The sequence below is a fragment of the Spongiivirga sp. MCCC 1A20706 genome, from assembly GCF_046524175.1.
In the GTDB taxonomy this organism is placed as follows: domain Bacteria; phylum Bacteroidota; class Bacteroidia; order Flavobacteriales; family Flavobacteriaceae; genus Spongiivirga.
Genome location: NZ_JBEFZF010000003.1, coordinates 360,246 through 376,099 on the forward strand (window position 1 = coordinate 360,246; position 15,854 = coordinate 376,099).

At 38.6% G+C, this 15,854-nt stretch carries 30 protein-coding genes; all 30 read right to left on the minus strand.

The features are described 5' to 3' along the window. Positions 1–8: 8 nt before the first annotated feature. Positions 9–614 carry a 30S ribosomal protein S4 gene (rpsD, locus tag ABN763_RS09565; RefSeq protein ID WP_410485239.1) on the minus strand — a complete coding sequence of 202 codons (606 nt, stop codon included), beginning with the start codon at positions 612–614 and terminating at the stop codon, positions 9–11. Between the two features lie 79 nt (positions 615–693). Further along, positions 694–1,077 carry a 30S ribosomal protein S11 gene (gene rpsK, locus ABN763_RS09570; RefSeq protein ID WP_410485240.1) on the minus strand — a complete coding sequence of 128 codons (384 nt, stop codon included), beginning with the start codon at positions 1,075–1,077 and terminating at the stop codon, positions 694–696. Positions 1,078–1,179: 102 nt separating this feature from the next. Continuing rightward, positions 1,180–1,554 (minus strand): 30S ribosomal protein S13, encoded by a 375-nt coding sequence (gene rpsM / locus ABN763_RS09575; RefSeq protein ID WP_410485241.1) that lies wholly within the window; start codon positions 1,552–1,554, stop codon positions 1,180–1,182. A 3-nt stretch (positions 1,555–1,557) separates the two neighbouring features. Then, positions 1,558–1,674: a type B 50S ribosomal protein L36 gene (gene ykgO / locus ABN763_RS09580; protein ID WP_074978891.1), complete on the minus strand. Its 117-nt coding sequence runs from the start codon at positions 1,672–1,674 to the stop codon at positions 1,558–1,560. Positions 1,675–1,695: 21 nt separating this feature from the next. After that, the gene (infA, locus tag ABN763_RS09585) at positions 1,696–1,911 is read right to left on the minus strand and encodes a translation initiation factor IF-1 (RefSeq protein WP_011710675.1); all 216 of its coding nucleotides are present in this window, start codon (positions 1,909–1,911) and stop codon (positions 1,696–1,698) included. A 2-nt stretch (positions 1,912–1,913) separates the two neighbouring features. Further along, positions 1,914–3,272 carry a preprotein translocase subunit SecY gene (secY, locus tag ABN763_RS09590; protein ID WP_410485242.1) on the minus strand — a complete coding sequence of 453 codons (1,359 nt, stop codon included), beginning with the start codon at positions 3,270–3,272 and terminating at the stop codon, positions 1,914–1,916. Positions 3,273–3,285: 13 nt separating this feature from the next. Then, on the minus strand, positions 3,286–3,738 hold the full coding sequence (rplO, locus tag ABN763_RS09595; protein WP_410485243.1) for a 50S ribosomal protein L15: 453 nt from the start codon (positions 3,736–3,738) through the stop codon (positions 3,286–3,288). Positions 3,739–3,752: 14 nt separating this feature from the next. Beyond that, positions 3,753–3,935 (minus strand): 50S ribosomal protein L30, encoded by a 183-nt coding sequence (gene rpmD, locus ABN763_RS09600; RefSeq protein WP_410485244.1) that lies wholly within the window; start codon positions 3,933–3,935, stop codon positions 3,753–3,755. Positions 3,936–3,949: 14 nt separating this feature from the next. After that, entirely contained in the window at positions 3,950–4,474 is a 525-nt protein-coding gene (gene rpsE, locus ABN763_RS09605; protein WP_410485245.1) for a 30S ribosomal protein S5, read from the minus strand. 5 nt (positions 4,475–4,479) lie between these two features. After that, positions 4,480–4,836: a 50S ribosomal protein L18 gene (gene rplR / locus ABN763_RS09610; protein ID WP_410485246.1), complete on the minus strand. Its 357-nt coding sequence runs from the start codon at positions 4,834–4,836 to the stop codon at positions 4,480–4,482. Between the two features lie 11 nt (positions 4,837–4,847). After that, the gene (rplF, locus tag ABN763_RS09615; RefSeq protein WP_410485247.1) at positions 4,848–5,390 is read right to left on the minus strand and encodes a 50S ribosomal protein L6; all 543 of its coding nucleotides are present in this window, start codon (positions 5,388–5,390) and stop codon (positions 4,848–4,850) included. An 18-nt stretch (positions 5,391–5,408) separates the two neighbouring features. Further along, a complete protein-coding gene (rpsH, locus tag ABN763_RS09620; protein WP_410485248.1) occupies positions 5,409–5,807 on the minus strand; it encodes a 30S ribosomal protein S8 in 399 nt (132 codons plus the stop codon). 22 nt (positions 5,808–5,829) lie between these two features. Continuing rightward, positions 5,830–6,099, minus strand: coding sequence for a 30S ribosomal protein S14 (gene rpsN, locus ABN763_RS09625; RefSeq protein ID WP_164029439.1), 270 nt, complete (start codon positions 6,097–6,099; stop codon positions 5,830–5,832). A gap of 3 nt (positions 6,100–6,102) precedes the next feature. Continuing rightward, positions 6,103–6,654, minus strand: coding sequence for a 50S ribosomal protein L5 (rplE, locus tag ABN763_RS09630; protein WP_410485249.1), 552 nt, complete (start codon positions 6,652–6,654; stop codon positions 6,103–6,105). A gap of 2 nt (positions 6,655–6,656) precedes the next feature. Further along, positions 6,657–6,968 carry a 50S ribosomal protein L24 gene (gene rplX, locus ABN763_RS09635; RefSeq protein ID WP_410485250.1) on the minus strand — a complete coding sequence of 104 codons (312 nt, stop codon included), beginning with the start codon at positions 6,966–6,968 and terminating at the stop codon, positions 6,657–6,659. 12 nt (positions 6,969–6,980) lie between these two features. Beyond that, positions 6,981–7,349, minus strand: a complete 369-nt coding sequence (rplN, locus tag ABN763_RS09640; RefSeq protein ID WP_164029442.1) for a 50S ribosomal protein L14 — start codon at positions 7,347–7,349, stop codon at positions 6,981–6,983. Further along, a complete protein-coding gene (rpsQ, locus tag ABN763_RS09645) occupies positions 7,349–7,606 on the minus strand; it encodes a 30S ribosomal protein S17 (protein WP_410485251.1) in 258 nt (85 codons plus the stop codon). Before rpsQ ends, rplN begins: the two co-directional genes overlap by 1 nt. A gap of 12 nt (positions 7,607–7,618) precedes the next feature. Then, complete coding sequence (gene rpmC / locus ABN763_RS09650) at positions 7,619–7,813, minus strand: 50S ribosomal protein L29 (RefSeq protein WP_410485252.1); 195 nt, start codon at positions 7,811–7,813, stop codon at positions 7,619–7,621. 11 nt (positions 7,814–7,824) lie between these two features. Next, the gene (rplP, locus tag ABN763_RS09655) at positions 7,825–8,244 is read right to left on the minus strand and encodes a 50S ribosomal protein L16 (protein ID WP_410485253.1); all 420 of its coding nucleotides are present in this window, start codon (positions 8,242–8,244) and stop codon (positions 7,825–7,827) included. Positions 8,245–8,264: 20 nt separating this feature from the next. Further along, entirely contained in the window at positions 8,265–8,987 is a 723-nt protein-coding gene (rpsC, locus tag ABN763_RS09660) for a 30S ribosomal protein S3 (RefSeq protein ID WP_410485254.1), read from the minus strand. A gap of 8 nt (positions 8,988–8,995) precedes the next feature. Continuing rightward, positions 8,996–9,403 (minus strand): 50S ribosomal protein L22, encoded by a 408-nt coding sequence (gene rplV, locus ABN763_RS09665; protein ID WP_410485255.1) that lies wholly within the window; start codon positions 9,401–9,403, stop codon positions 8,996–8,998. Between the two features lie 9 nt (positions 9,404–9,412). Beyond that, positions 9,413–9,691, minus strand: a complete 279-nt coding sequence (gene rpsS / locus ABN763_RS09670; RefSeq protein WP_410485256.1) for a 30S ribosomal protein S19 — start codon at positions 9,689–9,691, stop codon at positions 9,413–9,415. A gap of 6 nt (positions 9,692–9,697) precedes the next feature. Next, positions 9,698–10,522: a 50S ribosomal protein L2 gene (gene rplB, locus ABN763_RS09675; RefSeq protein WP_410485257.1), complete on the minus strand. Its 825-nt coding sequence runs from the start codon at positions 10,520–10,522 to the stop codon at positions 9,698–9,700. A gap of 13 nt (positions 10,523–10,535) precedes the next feature. Next, entirely contained in the window at positions 10,536–10,826 is a 291-nt protein-coding gene (gene rplW / locus ABN763_RS09680; protein WP_410485258.1) for a 50S ribosomal protein L23, read from the minus strand. 6 nt (positions 10,827–10,832) lie between these two features. After that, positions 10,833–11,462, minus strand: a complete 630-nt coding sequence (gene rplD, locus ABN763_RS09685) for a 50S ribosomal protein L4 (protein ID WP_410485259.1) — start codon at positions 11,460–11,462, stop codon at positions 10,833–10,835. Further along, entirely contained in the window at positions 11,462–12,079 is a 618-nt protein-coding gene (gene rplC / locus ABN763_RS09690) for a 50S ribosomal protein L3 (RefSeq protein WP_410485260.1), read from the minus strand. Before rplC ends, rplD begins: the two co-directional genes overlap by 1 nt. A gap of 215 nt (positions 12,080–12,294) precedes the next feature. After that, complete coding sequence (gene rpsJ, locus ABN763_RS09695) at positions 12,295–12,600, minus strand: 30S ribosomal protein S10 (protein ID WP_007094989.1); 306 nt, start codon at positions 12,598–12,600, stop codon at positions 12,295–12,297. Positions 12,601–12,611: 11 nt separating this feature from the next. Continuing rightward, positions 12,612–14,738 (minus strand): elongation factor G, encoded by a 2,127-nt coding sequence (gene fusA, locus ABN763_RS09700; RefSeq protein ID WP_410485261.1) that lies wholly within the window; start codon positions 14,736–14,738, stop codon positions 12,612–12,614. A gap of 5 nt (positions 14,739–14,743) precedes the next feature. Then, on the minus strand, positions 14,744–15,220 hold the full coding sequence (rpsG, locus tag ABN763_RS09705; protein ID WP_410485262.1) for a 30S ribosomal protein S7: 477 nt from the start codon (positions 15,218–15,220) through the stop codon (positions 14,744–14,746). A 28-nt stretch (positions 15,221–15,248) separates the two neighbouring features. Then, on the minus strand, positions 15,249–15,623 hold the full coding sequence (rpsL, locus tag ABN763_RS09710) for a 30S ribosomal protein S12 (RefSeq protein ID WP_010230128.1): 375 nt from the start codon (positions 15,621–15,623) through the stop codon (positions 15,249–15,251). Positions 15,624–15,854: the final 231 nt, after the last annotated feature.

Here is a 15,854-nt window from a genome sequence, read left to right on the forward strand (position 1 = left end):
GTAAATTATTATTTAGAATACAATTCGACGATTAGTTGCTCTTTAATGTTTTCTGGAATCTGAAGACGTTCTGGGATGGTAACAAAAGTACCTTCTTTCTTCTCTGAATTCCAAGTAATCCATTCATACACACTACTGTTTGATGCTAACGCATCTTCAATTGCAGTTAGTGATTTTGATTTTTCTCTTACAGCAACGACATCTCCTGCTTTTAACGTATATGATGGAATGTTCACCAAGTTACCATTTACTGTAATGTGCCTGTGTGATACTAATTGGCGAGCACCACGTCTAGATTTTGATAAACCCATTCGGTATACCACATTGTCTAAACGACGCTCACAAAGTTGCAATAATACCTCACCAGTAACACCATTACTACGCTTTGCTTTTTCAAACAAGTTGCGGAATTGACGTTCTAAAATACCGTAAGTGTATTTTGCTTTCTGCTTTTCCATTAACTGGATAGCATACTCAGATTTTTTTCCACGACGACGGTTATTACCGTGCTGCCCAGGAGGGTAATTTCTTTTTTCGAACGACTTATCGTCTCCGAAGATCGCTTCGCCAAATTTACGAGCGATTTTAGTTTTAGGACCAGTATATCTTGCCATTTCTAAAATTTAATAAGAGTGGGATTATGAATTAAGGTCTGTCCTTCGATAATCTGAATTCCACTCAATTTATACTTAATTATACACGACGTCTTTTTGGTGGACGACAACCATTGTGTGGTAATGGAGTAACATCGATAATTTCAGTTACTTCAATACCGTTGTTATGTATAGTTCTGATAGCAGACTCACGACCGTTACCAGGACCTTTTACATATACTTTTACTTTTCTTAGTCCCGCTTCGTGTGCTACTTTTGCACAATCTTCAGCAGCTAGCTGCGCAGCATATGGTGTGTTCTTTTTAGAACCACGGAATCCCATTTTACCGGCAGATGACCAAGAAATTACATCACCTTTCTTATTGGTAAGTGATATAATAATGTTATTAAATGAAGCGGTAACGTACGCCTGACCTACAGACTCGATTACTACTTTACGTTTTTTTGATGTTGACTTTGCCATATTTTGTATTTTCTAGCTGTTAGTTTTTAGTTGTTAGAATCCTAAACATTGCTATTTCAAACAGATTCATCTAACTTCTAAATACTAATGACTGCTGTCTAATTATTTCGTTGCTTTTTTCTTGTTAGCAACTGTTTTACGCTTACCTTTTCTTGTACGTGAGTTGTTTTTAGTACGTTGTCCTCGTAAAGGAAGTCCTGAACGGTGACGAATACCACGGTAACAACCAATATCCATTAAACGTTTGATGTTTAATTGAACTTCTGAACGTAATTCACCTTCAATGGTGTAAGCACCTACGGCTTCACGAATACGACCAATTTCGTCGTCTGTCCAATCAGATACCTTAGTACCTTCATCAACTTTAGCAGTTTTCAAGATCTCTTGCGCTCTGCTTTTACCGATACCAAAGATGTAGGTTAATGCAATAACCCCTCTTTTTTGCTTTGGTACATCTACTCCAGCGATTCTAGCCATAACTTACCCTTGTCTTTGTTTAAATCTAGGATTCTTTTTATTAATTACGTACAATCTGCCCTTACGACGCACAATCTTGCACTCGGGACTTCTCTTTTTTAATGATGCTCTTACTTTCATTTTATAAAGTAATATCTCTTATTAGTATCTATAAGTAATTCTTGCTTTGGTCAAGTCATACGGACTCATTTCCAATTTTACCTTATCACCTGGTAACAACTTAATGTAATGCATACGCATTTTACCAGAAATGTGCGCGGTTACTACGTGACCATTTTCTAGTTCGACACGAAACATTGCGTTAGACAATGCTTCGATGATCGTTCCGTCTTGTTCTATTGCTGCTTGTTTAGCCATAATTATGCAACTACTTTTCTATTTTTTCCGGTTTTCATTAAACCGTCATAGTGTCGGTTAAGCAAATATGCATTCACCTGCTGCATGGTATCGATTGCAACTCCAACCATGATTAATAATGAGGTACCACCATAAAATAGACCCCAGTTGGGCTGAACACCCATTAAATTCACTGCAAAGGCAGGGAAAATAGCAATAGCTGCTAAAAATATCGAGCCCGGCAGTGTAATTTGAGACATGATCTTATCTAAATATTCGGAAGTTTCAGTACCTGGACGAATACCTGGAATAAAACCACCACTACGTTTAAGATCATCAGCCATTTTGTTTGTAGGTACTGTAATTGCAGTATAGAAATATGTAAAAACAATAATCAATAAAGCAAATACCAGATTGTACCAGAACCCAAACATATTATTACCAAAGTTGGTTTGTAACCATTGACCAACATTAGAATCTTTTAAAAATGATGCACTTCCTATTAATCCAGGAACAAACATAATCGCTTGTGCAAAGATAATTGGCATTACACCAGATGCATTTAGCTTTAAAGGAATGTACTGGCGGCTCCCCATGATGTTACGCTCATAACCACCTGAGGCAGTTCGACGTGCATACTGAACCGGTATCTGGCGCACTGCCATTACTAATAGTACACTTAATAAGATGATGATCAACCATACAACAACTTCAATTAAAACTAGCATCCATCCACCGTTGCCTGCACCAAGTCTAGCAACCACTTCTTGAACGAAGAATTGAGGTAGTGTAGCAATGATACCTACCATAATCAAGATAGAAATACCGTTACCAATACCTTTATCAGTAATTTTTTCACCCAACCACATTGCAAATACACAACCGGTTACCAGAATCAATACTGAAGGAATTAACCAATCAATACCGCGACCCATAATAAATGCACTTTCATCAACCCCTAAAGTACCAAGACTTAATAGGTATGATGGCGCTTGTACCAAACAAATACCGATGGTTAACCAACGAGTAATTTGATTGATTTTTTTACGGCCGCTCTCTCCTTCTTTTTGAAGCTTTTGCAAATATGGTATTGCAATACCCATTAGCTGCACCACGATCGATGCAGAGATATAAGGCATAATACCTAATGCGAATACCGATACGTTTGACAAGGCCCCACCGGTAAATGCGTTTAACAATCCGCCGATACCACCATCAAAATTATCACTAAAAGCTTGCCCTAAAAGAGAGCTATCTACACCGGGAAGTGCAACTCGCGTACCAAAACGATACACTAGTAAAAGACCTAACGTAATCATTATACGATTACGTAGCTCTTCGATCTTCCAGATGTTTGATATAGTTTCTACTAATTTCTTCATTCTAAATGATCAATTACAATGTTACAGCTTCACCACCAGCCTTTTCGATAGCGGCTTTTGCTGTAGCAGTAAATTTATGTACGGTTATTTTTAAAGATGCCTTTAACTCACCTCTACCTAAAATCTTCACTAAGTCATTTTTAGATGCCAAACGGTTTTCAACCAAAACATCCATATTAACAACATCTTTAATACGACCTGCATCAACCATTTCCTGTAAACGATCAAGGTTAATACCTGTGTATTCTTTTCTGTTAATGTTGGTGAAACCAAACTTAGGAACACGACGTTGTAAAGGCATTTGACCACCTTCAAAACCGATCTTACGAGAATAACCAGAACGCGACTTAGCTCCTTTGTGACCACGTGTAGCAGTACCACCTTTACCAGAACCTTGACCGCGACCTACTCGCTTTCCGCTGTTTTTTACCGAACCAGCAGCTGGTTTTAAGTTATTTAAACTCATAACTCTATTTCTTATTATTTAGTTTCTTCAACAGAAACTAGATGATTAACTGTTCTTACCATACCAAGAATATTAGGCGTGTTTTCATGCTCTACTACTTGGCCAATTTTACGCAAACCTAAAGCCTCTAGCGTTCTTTTTTGATTCTGAGGACGCCCGATTCCGCTTTTTACTTGCTTTACTTTGATCTTTGCCATTTCTATTCTTAGTCTTAAGCGTTAAATACTTTTTCAACTGAGATACCGCGTTGCTTAGCAATAGTACGTGCATCTCTTAATTGTAATAAAGCATCGAAAGTTGCTTTTACCACATTATGAGGGTTTGATGACCCCTGTGATTTCGAAAGTACATCATGTACCCCAACAGCTTCTAATACTGCACGAACGGCACCTCCAGCGATTACCCCTGTACCAGGAGAAGCCGGCTTAATAAACACACGTGCACCACCATATTTACCTTTTTGTTCGTGAGGTAGTGTACCTTTTACTAAAGGAATACGTACTAGGTTTTTCTTAGCATCTTCAACTGCTTTTGCAATTGCTTCAGCAACTTCTTTAGATTTACCTAAACCGTGACCTACAACCCCGTTTTCATCACCAACCACTACAATTGCTGAGAAACCGAATGCACGACCACCCTTAGTTACTTTGGTTACACGTTGTACACCAACTAAACGATCTTTTAATTCAAGTCCGCCCGGTTTTACTGTCTCTGCGCTTTTATATTTCTGAAACATAATTCTTAGAATTTTAATCCGGCCTCTCTTGCACCGTCTGCTAATGATTTAACTCTACCGTGATACAAGTAACCACCTCTATCGAATGCTACTTTTTCAACACCAGCTTTTGTTGCTTTTTCGGCAACTGCCTTACCTACTAATGCAGCGATTTCAACTTTATTACCTTTAGCTTTTGCAATCTCTTTGTCTCTAGACGAAGCCGATGCCAAGGTTACCCCATTTACATCGTCGATTACTTGAGCATATATTTCTTTATTGCTTCTAAAAACAGCAAGCCTTGGTGTAGTTGCAGTACCAGAAATTGTCTTTCTGATTCTATAACGAAGACGCTGTCTTCTATCAGTTCTTGATAATGCCATAATACTATTGATTATGCTGATTTACCAGCTTTTCTTCTTATTTGTTCACCTACAAACTTCACACCTTTACCTTTGTAAGGTTCTGGCTTACGGAAGCCTCTAATTTTAGCAGCTACCTGCCCAACTAATTGCTTGTCGTGCGAAGTAAGCTTTACTATTGGATTCTTTCCTTTTTCAGATATAGTTTCCACTTTTACCTCAGGAGCAAGATCGATAATGATATTGTGCGAGAATCCTAAAGCCAAATCTAGTTTTTGACCTTGATTAGACGCTCTGTAACCAACACCTACCAATTCAAGTTCTTTTGTAAATCCTTTTGATACACCTTCAACCATATTGTTAATTAAAGCGCGATACAACCCATGCTTTGCTTTATGGTCTTTAGATTCCGTAGGACGTTCAAGAACTAAATTACCTTCTTCTTGCTTTACAGTGATATCAGCAATTTCCTGCGATAATTCACCAAGCTTACCTTTTACAGTAATCACTCCTTCTTTTATATCTATTGTAACTCCTTCAGGAATTGCAATTGGACTTTTACCTATTCTTGACATTTCTTTGTCTTTTACTTATTAGTAAACGTAACACAATACTTCACCACCAACGTTTTCTTTTTGCGCTTGCTTACCGGTCATTACTCCGTGAGAAGTAGACACAATTGCAATACCCAAACCGTTTAAAACGCGAGGTAATTCTTGTGCACCAGCATACTGACGTAAACCTGGTGTACTTATACGTTGAATTTTTTTGATAACAGGTTCTTTTGTGAACTTGTCATATTTAAGTGCGATCTTAATAGTACCCTGTACAGCACTATCATCAAACTTATAGCTTAAGATGTATCCTTGATCAAATAAGATCTTAGTCATATCTTTTTTAAGGTTTGATGCAGGCACTTCTACAACGCGGTGTCCAGCTGCGCTGGCATTACGTATTCTTGTTAAAAAATCTGCTATAGGATCTGTAAACATTTCTTATCCTTTTAAATCGTTATTACCAACTTGCTTTTCGAACTCCAGGAATTAACCCTTTGTTAGCCATTTCGCGGAACATTACACGAGAAATACCAAACTGGCGCATATACCCTTTAGGTCTACCTGTTAATTTGCAACGATTGTGCATACGAACAGGAGAAGCGTTCTTTGGCAATTTCTGCAACGCTTCATAATCGCCAGCTTCTTTTAAAGCTTTACGCTTCGCAGCGTACTTAGCAACTGTTTTCGCGCGCTTACGTTCACGGGCTTTCATTGATTCTTTAGCCATATACTAGTTCTTTTTAAAAGGTAATCCCAATTCTGTTAATAATGATTTTGCTTCCTTATCGGTATCAGCCGAAGTAACAAAAGTAATGTCCATTCCTGAGATGCGATTTACTTTATCGATATCAATCTCTGGAAAAATTATCTGTTCTGTTACACCCAAGTTGTAATTTCCGCGGCCATCAAAACCAGTAGCTTTGATCCCTTGAAAATCACGCACCCTTGGTAAGGCAGCAGTCACCAATCTATCTAAAAATTCGTACATACGGTCACCACGTAAGGTAACTTTAGCGCCAATTGGCATACCTTTTCGCAACTTAAAAGATGCAACGTCTTTCTTAGATATGGTAGCAATTGCTTGCTGACCTGTAATTTTGGTCATTTCATCAATTGCGTGATCAATTAGCTTTTTATCAGCTACAGCAGCCCCAACTCCGCGAGATAAAACAATCTTCTGAAGTTTAGGAACCTGCATTACATTTTTGTAACCGAACTCTTCTTTAAGAGCAGCTACAACTCTGTCTTTATATTCGTTTTTTAATCTAGGTGTATAACTCATGACTAGATAACTTCGTTAGATTTTTTTGAATATCTCACTTTTTTGTCACCTTCCATTTTGTAACCTACTCTTGTGGTTTCGCCTTTAGCGGTTAACAATGATAAGTTTGAAATGTGAATAGGCGCTTCTTTCTCTATAATACCACCTTGAGGATTTTGAGCACTTGGCTTCGTGTGTTTTTTAACCACATTTACACCCTCAACGATTGCTTTGTTCTTTTCACGATTAATGCTTAGTACTTTACCTTCCGATCCTTTGTGATCTCCAGCAATTACTTTTACATTATCCCCTGATTTTATCTTTAGCTTTATCATCTTCTCTAAATATTAAAGCACTTCTGGCGCTAATGATACAATCTTCATAAATTGCTTGTCACGTAACTCACGAGCAACAGGACCGAATACACGAGTACCTCTCATCTCACCTTGTGGGTTTAACAATACACAAGCATTATCATCGAAACGAATGTAAGAGCCATCAGGACGTCTTACTTCTTTCTTGGTACGCACCACTACCGCAGTTGACACAGTCCCCTTTTTAACACTACCGTTTGGGGTAGCATCTTTTACGGTTACCACAATCTTGTCACCAACAGAAGCATATCTTCTTTTTGTACCTCCTAGAACACGGATCGTAAGTACTTCTTTCGCTCCAGTGTTGTCTGCTACTTTTAATCTAGATTCTGTTTGTACCATTACTTAGCTCTTTCAATGATTTCTACTAACCTCCAACACTTAGATTTACTTAAAGGTCTTGTCTCCATGATCTTTACTGTATCTCCTTCGTTGCAGTCGTTATTCTCGTCGTGCGCTACGTACTTTTTCGTTTTTAAAACGAACTTACCATACATAGGATGCTTTACTTTTTTAACTTCAGAAACCACAATTGATTTCATCATTTTGTTACTAGTAACAACTCCTATACGCTCTTTTCTTAAGTTTCTTTTTTCCATTTGATCAAGTGACTACGCTTGTAGTTCTCTTTTTGTTAATTCAGTCGCAATTCGAGCAATTGTTCTACGAGTAGAACGCACTTGAATTGGATTTTCTAATGGAGAAATTGCATGAGCCATTTTCAGGTCAGCGTAACTCTTTTTAAACTCACCAAGCTTTTCTTGAAGCTCAGCTACTGATAATTCTTTAATTTCAGATTGTTTCATCGTTAAATAAATTATGCTTCGTAGTCTCTTGCTACAATAAACTTAGTTTTAACAGGCAGTTTTTGTGCTGCAAGACGTAATGCTTCTTTAGCTGTGTCATAAGGCACCCCACTAATTTCGAACAATACACGTCCTGGTTTTACTACTGCTGCCCAATATTCTACAGCACCCTTACCTTTACCCATACGAACCTCAAGAGGCTTTTTAGTGATAGGCTTGTCCGGGAATATCTTAATCCATAACTGTCCTTCCCTTTTCATGTAACGCGTTGCTGCGATACGTGCTGCTTCGATTTGACGAGCAGTAAGGAAATTTGAGTCTAATGATTTAATACCAAACATCCCGTTTGAAAGTTGATGTCCACGTCCGGCGTTACCTTTCATGCGACCTTTCTGCTGCTTACGGAATTTTGTCTTTCTAGGTTGTAACATTTCTTACTTTCCTTTAAAAATTACTTTCTGCGACGTGCGCCATCACGGCCACCTTTACGATCACCACCTTTTCCGCCTTGCTTTTTGGACATACCTACAAGCGGAGAAAGTTCTCTCTTTCCGTACACCTCGCCTTTCATGATCCATACTTTAACACCTAATCTACCATAAGTAGTGTGTGCTTCAACTAAAGCATAGTCAATATCTGCCCTGAAGGTAGATAATGGAATACGACCATCTTTATAAGACTCTGAACGTGCCATTTCAGCACCATTCAATCTACCTGAGATCTGAATTTTAATTCCTTCAGCATTCATACGCATCGCAGCCGCGATAGCCATTTTGATTGCACGACGGTATGAGATACGATTCTCAATTTGTCTTGCAACACTAGCAGCTACCAAGTGCGCGTCTAGCTCAGGACGTTTGATCTCAAAAATGTTGATCTGTACTTCCTTACTGGTAATTTTCTTAAGCTCTTCTTTTAACTTGTCTACCTCTTGGCCACCTTTACCAATAATGATACCTGGTCTTGCCGTAGTGATAGTAACGGTTACAAGTTTAAGCGTACGCTCAATAATTACGCGTGATACACTAGCTTTTGATAAACGAGCATGCACATACTTTCGGATTTTATCATCCTCAGCAAGTTTGTCTCCATAGTCGTCTCCGCCATACCAGTTAGATTCCCATCCTCTGATAATACCTAGGCGATTTCCTATCGGATTTGTTTTCTGTCCCATACTACGTCTTAGCTTTGTGTATTACTGTTAGCACCTAACACGATTGTTACGTGATTAGATCTTTTTCTTATTCTATGAGCACGACCTTGTGGTGCCGGGCGTAAACGCTTTAACATTGCACCACTGTCTACTTTAATTTCTTGCACGAAAAGATTCGCATTTTCAATGCTTGCATCTTCATTTTTAGCTTGCCAGTTAGCGATTGCAGAAAGTAATAATTTCTCTACTCTACGTGCCGCCTCTTTTTGGCTAAACTTTAAAATACCAAGTGCTTTTTCTACATTTTCACCTCGAACTAAATCCGCCACAAGACGCATTTTTCTTGGTGATGTAGGGCAGTTATTCAACTTAGCAAACGCCACTTGTTTGTTGGCTTCTTTAATTTGCTGCGCTCTTTCTCTTTTACGAACTCCCATAGCTACTTATTATTTTTTTCCTTTATTCTTCGCACCTGCATGACCACGGAATGATCTTGTGGGTGAGAATTCTCCTAACTTATGACCAACCATATTCTCAGTAACATATACTGGTACAAATTGACGACCGTTATGTACTGCAATAGTTTGCCCTACCATATCAGGAGTTATCATAGAGGCTCTTGACCATGTTTTGATAACTGCCTTTTTTCCAGACTCGATATTAGCCTGTACTTTTTTCTCTAAACTGTGACGAACGAAAGGTCCTTTTTTAAGTGAACGTGCCATATCTTATTATTTCTTTCTACGTTCTACAATATACTTGTTACTCGCTTTGGTCTTAGAACGTGTTCTGAATCCTTTTGCAGGAAGACCTTTTCTTGAACGTGGGTGACCACCTGAAGCACGTCCTTCACCACCACCCATTGGGTGATCAACAGGGTTCATTGCTACTGGTCTTGTTCTTGGTCTGCGACCTAACCAACGGTTTCTACCTGCTTTACCAGACACCAATAATTGATGATCTGAGTTAGAGATAGCACCTATTGTGGCTACACAATTAACAAGTATCATTCTTGTTTCACCTGAAGGCAATTTAACAGTAGCATATTTACCGTCTCTTGCCATTAACTGAGCAAATGCCCCAGCACTACGCGCAATTACCGCACCTTGACCTGGACGAAGCTCGATACAAGAAATAATAGTTCCTAATGGAATATCACTTAAAGGCATTGCATTACCTATTTCAGGAGCAACATTGCTACCAGAAACTACTTTTTGCCCAACCTGTAAACCATTTTGAGCAATGATGTAACGCTTTTCACCATCTTCGAACTTAACTAATGCGATAAACGCAGTTCGGTTTGGATCGTATTGAATTGATAAAACTTCAGCAGCTTCATCTTTTCTATCGCGCTTGAAATCGATAATACGATACCTTTTCTTATGACCACCACCTATGTAGCGCATGGTCATTTTTCCTTGACTGTTCCTACCACCAGTTCTTTTTTTCGGAGCTAACAAGCTTTTCTCCGGCTTATCAGTTGTAATGGCGTCAAATCCATTTACAACTCTAAAACGCTGAGCTGGGGTTATCGGTTTTAATTTTCTAACTGACATTTTGTGTCTTTACTTATATATTACTGTAAAAGTCAATAGCATCACCTTCAGCAACCTGAACGATTGCCTTCTTTGTTGCATTGGTTTTACCTCTTTGTAATCCCGTTTTTGTATAACGTACTTTACGCTCCGGATGATAATTTAAGGTTCTAACTTTCTCAACCGTCACACCGTAAGTTGCTTCTACAGCATTCTTGATCTCGATCTTATTAGCCTTAGGATCAACAAAAAACGTATATCTGTTGAGCAACTCGCTATCAGCGTTTGCCTTCTCAGTAATAATCGGTTTTATTAAGATACTCATGCTGATCTATTTACTTAAATTAGACTCAATTCCTTCTACACTGCTTTCAAAAAGAACTACATTGTTTGCATTAACAATTTTGTAAGTACTTAATTCTGAGCTAATTACAACTTCTGAGCGTTTTAAATTACGCGACGACAAATATACATTATTATTTGAGTCACCCAACACAATCAAAGACTTTTTGTTTTCAAGACCTAGATTCGCAAGAACTTTGATAAATTCTTTCGTCTTAGGTGCTTCGAAATTAAAGTCTTCAATTACTGTTATTGCCTTCTCATTTGCCTTCAATGTTAAGGCAGATTTACGAGCCAAACGCTTTACGTTTTTATTCAATTTAAATCCGTAGTTACGAGGCCTTGGACCGAAGATTCGACCACCACCTCTAAATACTGGCGATTTAATACTACCAGCACGTGCAGTACCAGTACCTTTCTGCTTTTTGATCTTGCGAGTACTTCCCGCAATTTCAGCACGTTCTTTAGCCTTATGCGTACCTTGGCGTTGGTTAGCCAAGTACTGCTTCACATCTAGATATACTGAATGTGTATTAGGCTCTATTCCGAAAACAGCATCAGAAAGTTCAACCTTTCTCCCTGTTTCTTTTCCATTAATATCAACTACTGCTACTTTCATTACTTCTGAATGATTACGTATGAGTTTTTATGACCAGGAACCGCCCCTTTTACAACAAGCAAGTTTTTGTCGGCCACTACTTTTAATACACGTAGGTTTTGAACCTTTACCTTCTGGTTACCCATCTGTCCTGCCATGCGCATACCTTTAAATACCCTTGCAGGGTATGATGCAGCACCAATAGAACCAGGAGCACGCAAACGGTTATGTTGACCGTGAGTAGCTTGACCTACACCACCAAAACCATGACGTTTTACAACACCTTGAAAACCTTTACCTTTTGAAGTTCCTGAAACATCAACAAACTCTCCTTCGATAAAGTGTTCAACTGTTATAGTATCACCTAATTTATACTCTTCTTCAAATCCTTGAAATTCGACAACTTTGTACTTAGGCGATGTTCCTGCTTTCTTAAAGTGACCATTAGCCGCTTTAGGAGCACGTTTTTCTGCCTTGTCATCGAAACCAAGTTGAAGAGCTTCATACCCGTCAACCTCTTCGGTTCTGACTTGGGTAACGACACACGGTCCAGCTTCAATAACGGTACATGGTATGTTTTTACCATTCTCGTCGAAGATGCTGGTCATGCCGATTTTCTTTCCTATTAACCCAGACATTTTTAAATTTAGATTTGAGATTTTAGCATCTAGATATTGTACTAGATACTATCCTCTACATTAATAATTATTAAACTTATATTCCAAAATAAACGGGATCAAAACAAATTCGATCCCGAATATTATTTTGTTTCCGTTTTTCCCCCGCCCACAGCGTAAGGGACATTTAAATGATGAGACCCTTCGACCGCTCTCAGGGTACCATCTTAGTTTACTTACACCTTAATCTCTACTTCAACACCACTTGGTAACTCTAGCTTCATTAACGCATCAATCGTTTTTGAAGATGAACTGTAAATATCAAGTAAACGTTTGTACGAGCTAAGTTGAAACTGCTCACGCGACTTTTTATTTACGTGTGGAGAACGTAATACTGTAAAAATCTTTTTATGTGTTGGCAAAGGAATCGGACCCGTTACTACAGCTCCGGTTGTTTTTACCGTTTTTACGATTTTTTCAGCAGACTTATCTACCAAGTTGTGATCGTAAGACTTTAGTTTTATTCTGATTTTCTGACTCATTTCCTTTTAATTTAAGCTTCAACTCCTTTAGCCGCTTTAATAACCTCTTCAGCAATATTTGAAGGAGTTTCAGCATAGTGTGAAAATTCCATAGTAGAAGTTGCTCTACCAGATGACAATGTTCTTAGTGCTGTAACATACCCGAACATTTCAGATAACGGCACTGTAGCTTTTACTACTTTAGAACCAGCGCGATCGCTCATATCAGAAACCTGACCACGACGTCTGTTCAAGTCACCTACAATATCTCCCATGTTTTCTTCAGGAGTAAGTACTTCTAATTTCATTATCGGCTCCATAATCACGGCTTTTGCAGCTTTTGCAGCAGCTTTATAACCAAGCTTAGCAGCCAATTCGAATGAAAGTTGATCAGAATCCACATCGTGATACGAACCATCTTTTAAAGTCACCTTCATCGAATCCATTTCGTAACCAGCTAACGGACCGTTCTTCATTGCTTCTTTGAAACCCTTCTCTACTGATGGTACAAATTCTTTAGGAACGTTACCACCTTTGATGATTGATTCAAAGATTAATCCGCTTTCACCTTCTGGTGCAGGCTCCATAGTAAATACGATATCCGCAAATTTACCACGACCACCTGACTGCTTTTTATAAACCTCACGGTGATCAGCAGAAGCAGTAATTGCTTCTTTGTATTCCACCTGCGGTTGCCCTTGGTTTACCTCAACCTTGAACTCACGCTTTAATCGGTCTACAATAATATCTAAGTGAAGCTCTCCCATACCTGAAATAATAGTCTGACCAGAAGCTTCATCGGTCTTCACCTGGAAAGTTGGATCTTCTTCAGCCAATTTAGCTAAAGACATACCTAACTTATCTACATCAGCCTTTGTTTTTGGCTCTACTGCAATACCAATTACCGGATCTGGGAAATCCATAGATTCTAATACGATCGGAGATTTCTCCGCAGATAAGGTATCACCCGTCTTAATATCCTTAAATCCTACAGCAGCACCAATATCACCAGCTTCAATATATTCAATAGCATTCTGTTTATTAGAGTGCATTTGATAAATACGAGAAATACGCTCCTTTTTACCAGACCTATTATTAAGTACATAAGATCCTGCGTCTAAACGACCAGAATAGGCACGGAAGAATGCTAAACGACCTACGAAAGGATCAGTAGCAATTTTAAATGCAAGTGCAGCAAATGGCTCATTTACATCTGGCTTACGAATCTCTTCTTGATCAGTATCAGGATTCATACCCACAATACCTTCCTTATCAGTTGGTGAAGGCAAGTAACGACATACAGCATCTAATAAGAATTGTACACCTTTGTTTTTAAATGCCGAACCACAGATCATAGGAATGATTGCCATATCCATTACCGCAGCGCGAAGTGCAGCATGCACTTCTTCTTCAGTAATAGAATCTTCATCTTCCATGAATTTTTCAAGAAGGTTCTCATCGTAAGTCGCAACTTCTTCAATTAAAAGTGCACGATACTTACGAGCTTCTTCTTTCATATCTTCAGGAATATCGATCACATCAAAAGTTGCCCCTTGAGTTTCATCGTGCCAAACAATAGCACGATTCTTTACTAAATCGATAATACCTTTAAAGTCCGCTTCGTCACCAATATTTAATACGATTGGGACAGCATTCGACTTCAACATATCTTTTACCTGCTGACATACAGCAAGGAAGTTAGAACCCTGACGGTCCATTTTGTTTACAAAACCAATACGGGGCACCTTATAGTTATCAGCAAGTCTCCAGTTAGTTTCAGATTGTGGCTCAACACCATCAACAGCACTAAATAAGAACACTAAACCATCTAATACACGTAACGACCTATTTACCTCAACAGTAAAATCAACGTGACCCGGAGTATCAATGATATTAAAGTGATACCCTTTTGTATCTGCAACTGGTTTCCCATTTTCAGTTGGGAAATTCCAAGTACAAGTTGTAGCAGCGGAAGTAATGGTAATACCACGCTCCTGCTCTTGCTCCATCCAGTCCATGGTTGCAGCACCATCGTGCACCTCACCTATCTTGTGAGAAACACCTGTATAATAAAGAATACGCTCGGTAGTTGTTGTTTTTCCAGCATCAATATGCGCAGCAATACCTATGTTTCTTGTAAATTTTAAATCTCTAGCCATTTTTATTAGAATCTGAAGTGAGAGAATGCTTTATTTGCTTCTGCCATTTTGTGCGTGTCGATTCTTTTCTTAACCGCAGCACCTTCTTCTTTAGAAGCTGCTAATATTTCAGCAGCTAATTTAGCAGCCATTGATTTTTCGTTTCTCTTACGAGAAAAACCAATTAACCACTTCATTGCGGTAGAAATTTTACGATCTGGACGTATAGGCCTTGGAATTTGAAAAGTAGCTCCACCTACACGGCGGCTTCTTACCTCTACATGAGGCATCACATTTGACAATGCGTCTTTCCAAAGCTCTAAAGATGTTTTCTCGTCGTCTTGTTTCTTTTCTTCTACAATATCAATTGCATCGTAGAATACTTTAAAAGCAACCGATTTTTTACCATCCCACATCATCATGTTTACGAAACGAGTTACTAACTGATCGTTAAACCTTGGATCTGGAAGAATCGGTCTTTTTTTAGCCTTTCTTTTTCTCATTACCTTATTATAATACTATATTATACTATTATTTCTTAGGGCGTTTTGCACCGTATTTAGATCTACGTTGTGTACGACCCTCAACACCAGCTGTGTCAAGTGCCCCACGAACGATATGATATCTAACTCCTGGCAAATCTTTTACCCTTCCACCTCTAACCAATACTATCGAGTGCTCTTGTAGATTATGACCTTCCCCAGGGATGTAAGCATTTACTTCCTTACCGTTGGTAAGACGGACCCTTGCCACCTTTCTCATTGCTGAGTTTGGTTTCTTAGGTGTCGTTGTGTAAACACGCGTACACACCCCTCTTCTTTGAGGACACGAATCTAAAGCAGCCGATTTACTCTTCTTGGTTATTTTGGCCCTTCCTTTTCGTACTAATTGTGAAATTGTTGGCATAAATAATTTATGATATTTTTAAAACCCTCTTTTTGAGGGCTGCAAAGGTAGAAATTTATTCGAAGTATTCAAACACTATGAAATTAATTTTTCAAAGCTCCACAAACTTCCTTTTGTAGCCTCTAATTCTTGCACTAATTACTTAAGACATTAGCATACCATTTAATAAGATATGCTGAGCAACAAAAAGAAGGTTAGATTTAGCACATTCTTCAAATTATAATAGGAAAT

Bases quoted from the DNA above. Each gene is read 5' to 3' on its own strand.
- rplF (WP_410485247.1), bottom strand. From the start codon at position 5,390: ATGTCAAGAATAGGTAAAAGTCCAATTGCAATTCCTGAAGGAGTTACA.
- rpsS (WP_410485256.1), bottom strand. From the start codon at position 9,691: ATGGCACGTTCACTTAAAAAAGGACCTTTCGTTCGTCACAGTTTAGAG.
- rplP (WP_410485253.1), bottom strand. From the start codon at position 8,244: ATGTTACAACCTAGAAAGACAAAATTCCGTAAGCAGCAGAAAGGTCGC.
- rpmC (WP_410485252.1), bottom strand. From the start codon at position 7,813: ATGAAACAATCTGAAATTAAAGAATTATCAGTAGCTGAGCTTCAAGAA.
- fusA (WP_410485261.1), bottom strand. From the start codon at position 14,738: ATGGCTAGAGATTTAAAATTTACAAGAAACATAGGTATTGCTGCGCAT.
- rplE (WP_410485249.1), bottom strand. From the start codon at position 6,654: ATGAGTTATACACCTAGATTAAAAAACGAATATAAAGACAGAGTTGTA.
- secY (WP_410485242.1), bottom strand. From the start codon at position 3,272: ATGAAGAAATTAGTAGAAACTATATCAAACATCTGGAAGATCGAAGAG.
- rpmD (WP_410485244.1), bottom strand. From the start codon at position 3,935: ATGGCAAAGATCAAAGTAAAGCAAGTAAAAAGCGGAATCGGGCGTCCT.
- infA (WP_011710675.1), bottom strand. From the start codon at position 1,911: ATGGCTAAACAAGCAGCAATAGAACAAGACGGAACGATCATCGAAGCA.
- rplR (WP_410485246.1), bottom strand. From the start codon at position 4,836: ATGGCATTATCAAGAACTGATAGAAGACAGCGTCTTCGTTATAGAATC.
- rpsL (WP_010230128.1), bottom strand. From the start codon at position 15,623: ATGCCAACAATTTCACAATTAGTACGAAAAGGAAGGGCCAAAATAACC.
- rpsG (WP_410485262.1), bottom strand. From the start codon at position 15,220: ATGAGAAAAAGAAAGGCTAAAAAAAGACCGATTCTTCCAGATCCAAGG.
- rplD (WP_410485259.1), bottom strand. From the start codon at position 11,462: ATGAAAGTAGCAGTAGTTGATATTAATGGAAAAGAAACAGGGAGAAAG.
- rplC (WP_410485260.1), bottom strand. From the start codon at position 12,079: ATGTCTGGGTTAATAGGAAAGAAAATCGGCATGACCAGCATCTTCGAC.
- rplX (WP_410485250.1), bottom strand. From the start codon at position 6,968: ATGATAAAGCTAAAGATAAAATCAGGGGATAATGTAAAAGTAATTGCT.
- rpsJ (WP_007094989.1), bottom strand. From the start codon at position 12,600: ATGAGTCAGAAAATCAGAATAAAACTAAAGTCTTACGATCACAACTTG.
- ykgO (WP_074978891.1), bottom strand. From the start codon at position 1,674: ATGAAAGTAAGAGCATCATTAAAAAAGAGAAGTCCCGAGTGCAAGATT.
- rpsN (WP_164029439.1), bottom strand. From the start codon at position 6,099: ATGGCTAAAGAATCAATGAAAGCCCGTGAACGTAAGCGCGCGAAAACA.
- rpsD (WP_410485239.1), bottom strand. From the start codon at position 614: ATGGCAAGATATACTGGTCCTAAAACTAAAATCGCTCGTAAATTTGGC.
- rpsM (WP_410485241.1), bottom strand. From the start codon at position 1,554: ATGGCTAGAATCGCTGGAGTAGATGTACCAAAGCAAAAAAGAGGGGTT.
- rpsQ (WP_410485251.1), bottom strand. From the start codon at position 7,606: ATGGAAAAAAGAAACTTAAGAAAAGAGCGTATAGGAGTTGTTACTAGT.
- rpsH (WP_410485248.1), bottom strand. From the start codon at position 5,807: ATGTTTACAGATCCTATAGCAGATTTTTTAACAAGAATACGTAATGCC.
- rplN (WP_164029442.1), bottom strand. From the start codon at position 7,349: ATGGTACAAACAGAATCTAGATTAAAAGTAGCAGACAACACTGGAGCG.
- rplV (WP_410485255.1), bottom strand. From the start codon at position 9,403: ATGGGAGTTCGTAAAAGAGAAAGAGCGCAGCAAATTAAAGAAGCCAAC.
- rpsC (WP_410485254.1), bottom strand. From the start codon at position 8,987: ATGGGACAGAAAACAAATCCGATAGGAAATCGCCTAGGTATTATCAGA.
- rpsE (WP_410485245.1), bottom strand. From the start codon at position 4,474: ATGTTTCAGAAATATAAAAGCGCAGAGACAGTAAAACCGGGCGGACTT.
- rplO (WP_410485243.1), bottom strand. From the start codon at position 3,738: ATGAGTTTAAATAACTTAAAACCAGCTGCTGGTTCGGTAAAAAACAGC.
- rplB (WP_410485257.1), bottom strand. From the start codon at position 10,522: ATGTCAGTTAGAAAATTAAAACCGATAACCCCAGCTCAGCGTTTTAGA.
- rplW (WP_410485258.1), bottom strand. From the start codon at position 10,826: ATGAGTATCTTAATAAAACCGATTATTACTGAGAAGGCAAACGCTGAT.
- rpsK (WP_410485240.1), bottom strand. From the start codon at position 1,077: ATGGCAAAGTCAACATCAAAAAAACGTAAAGTAGTAATCGAGTCTGTA.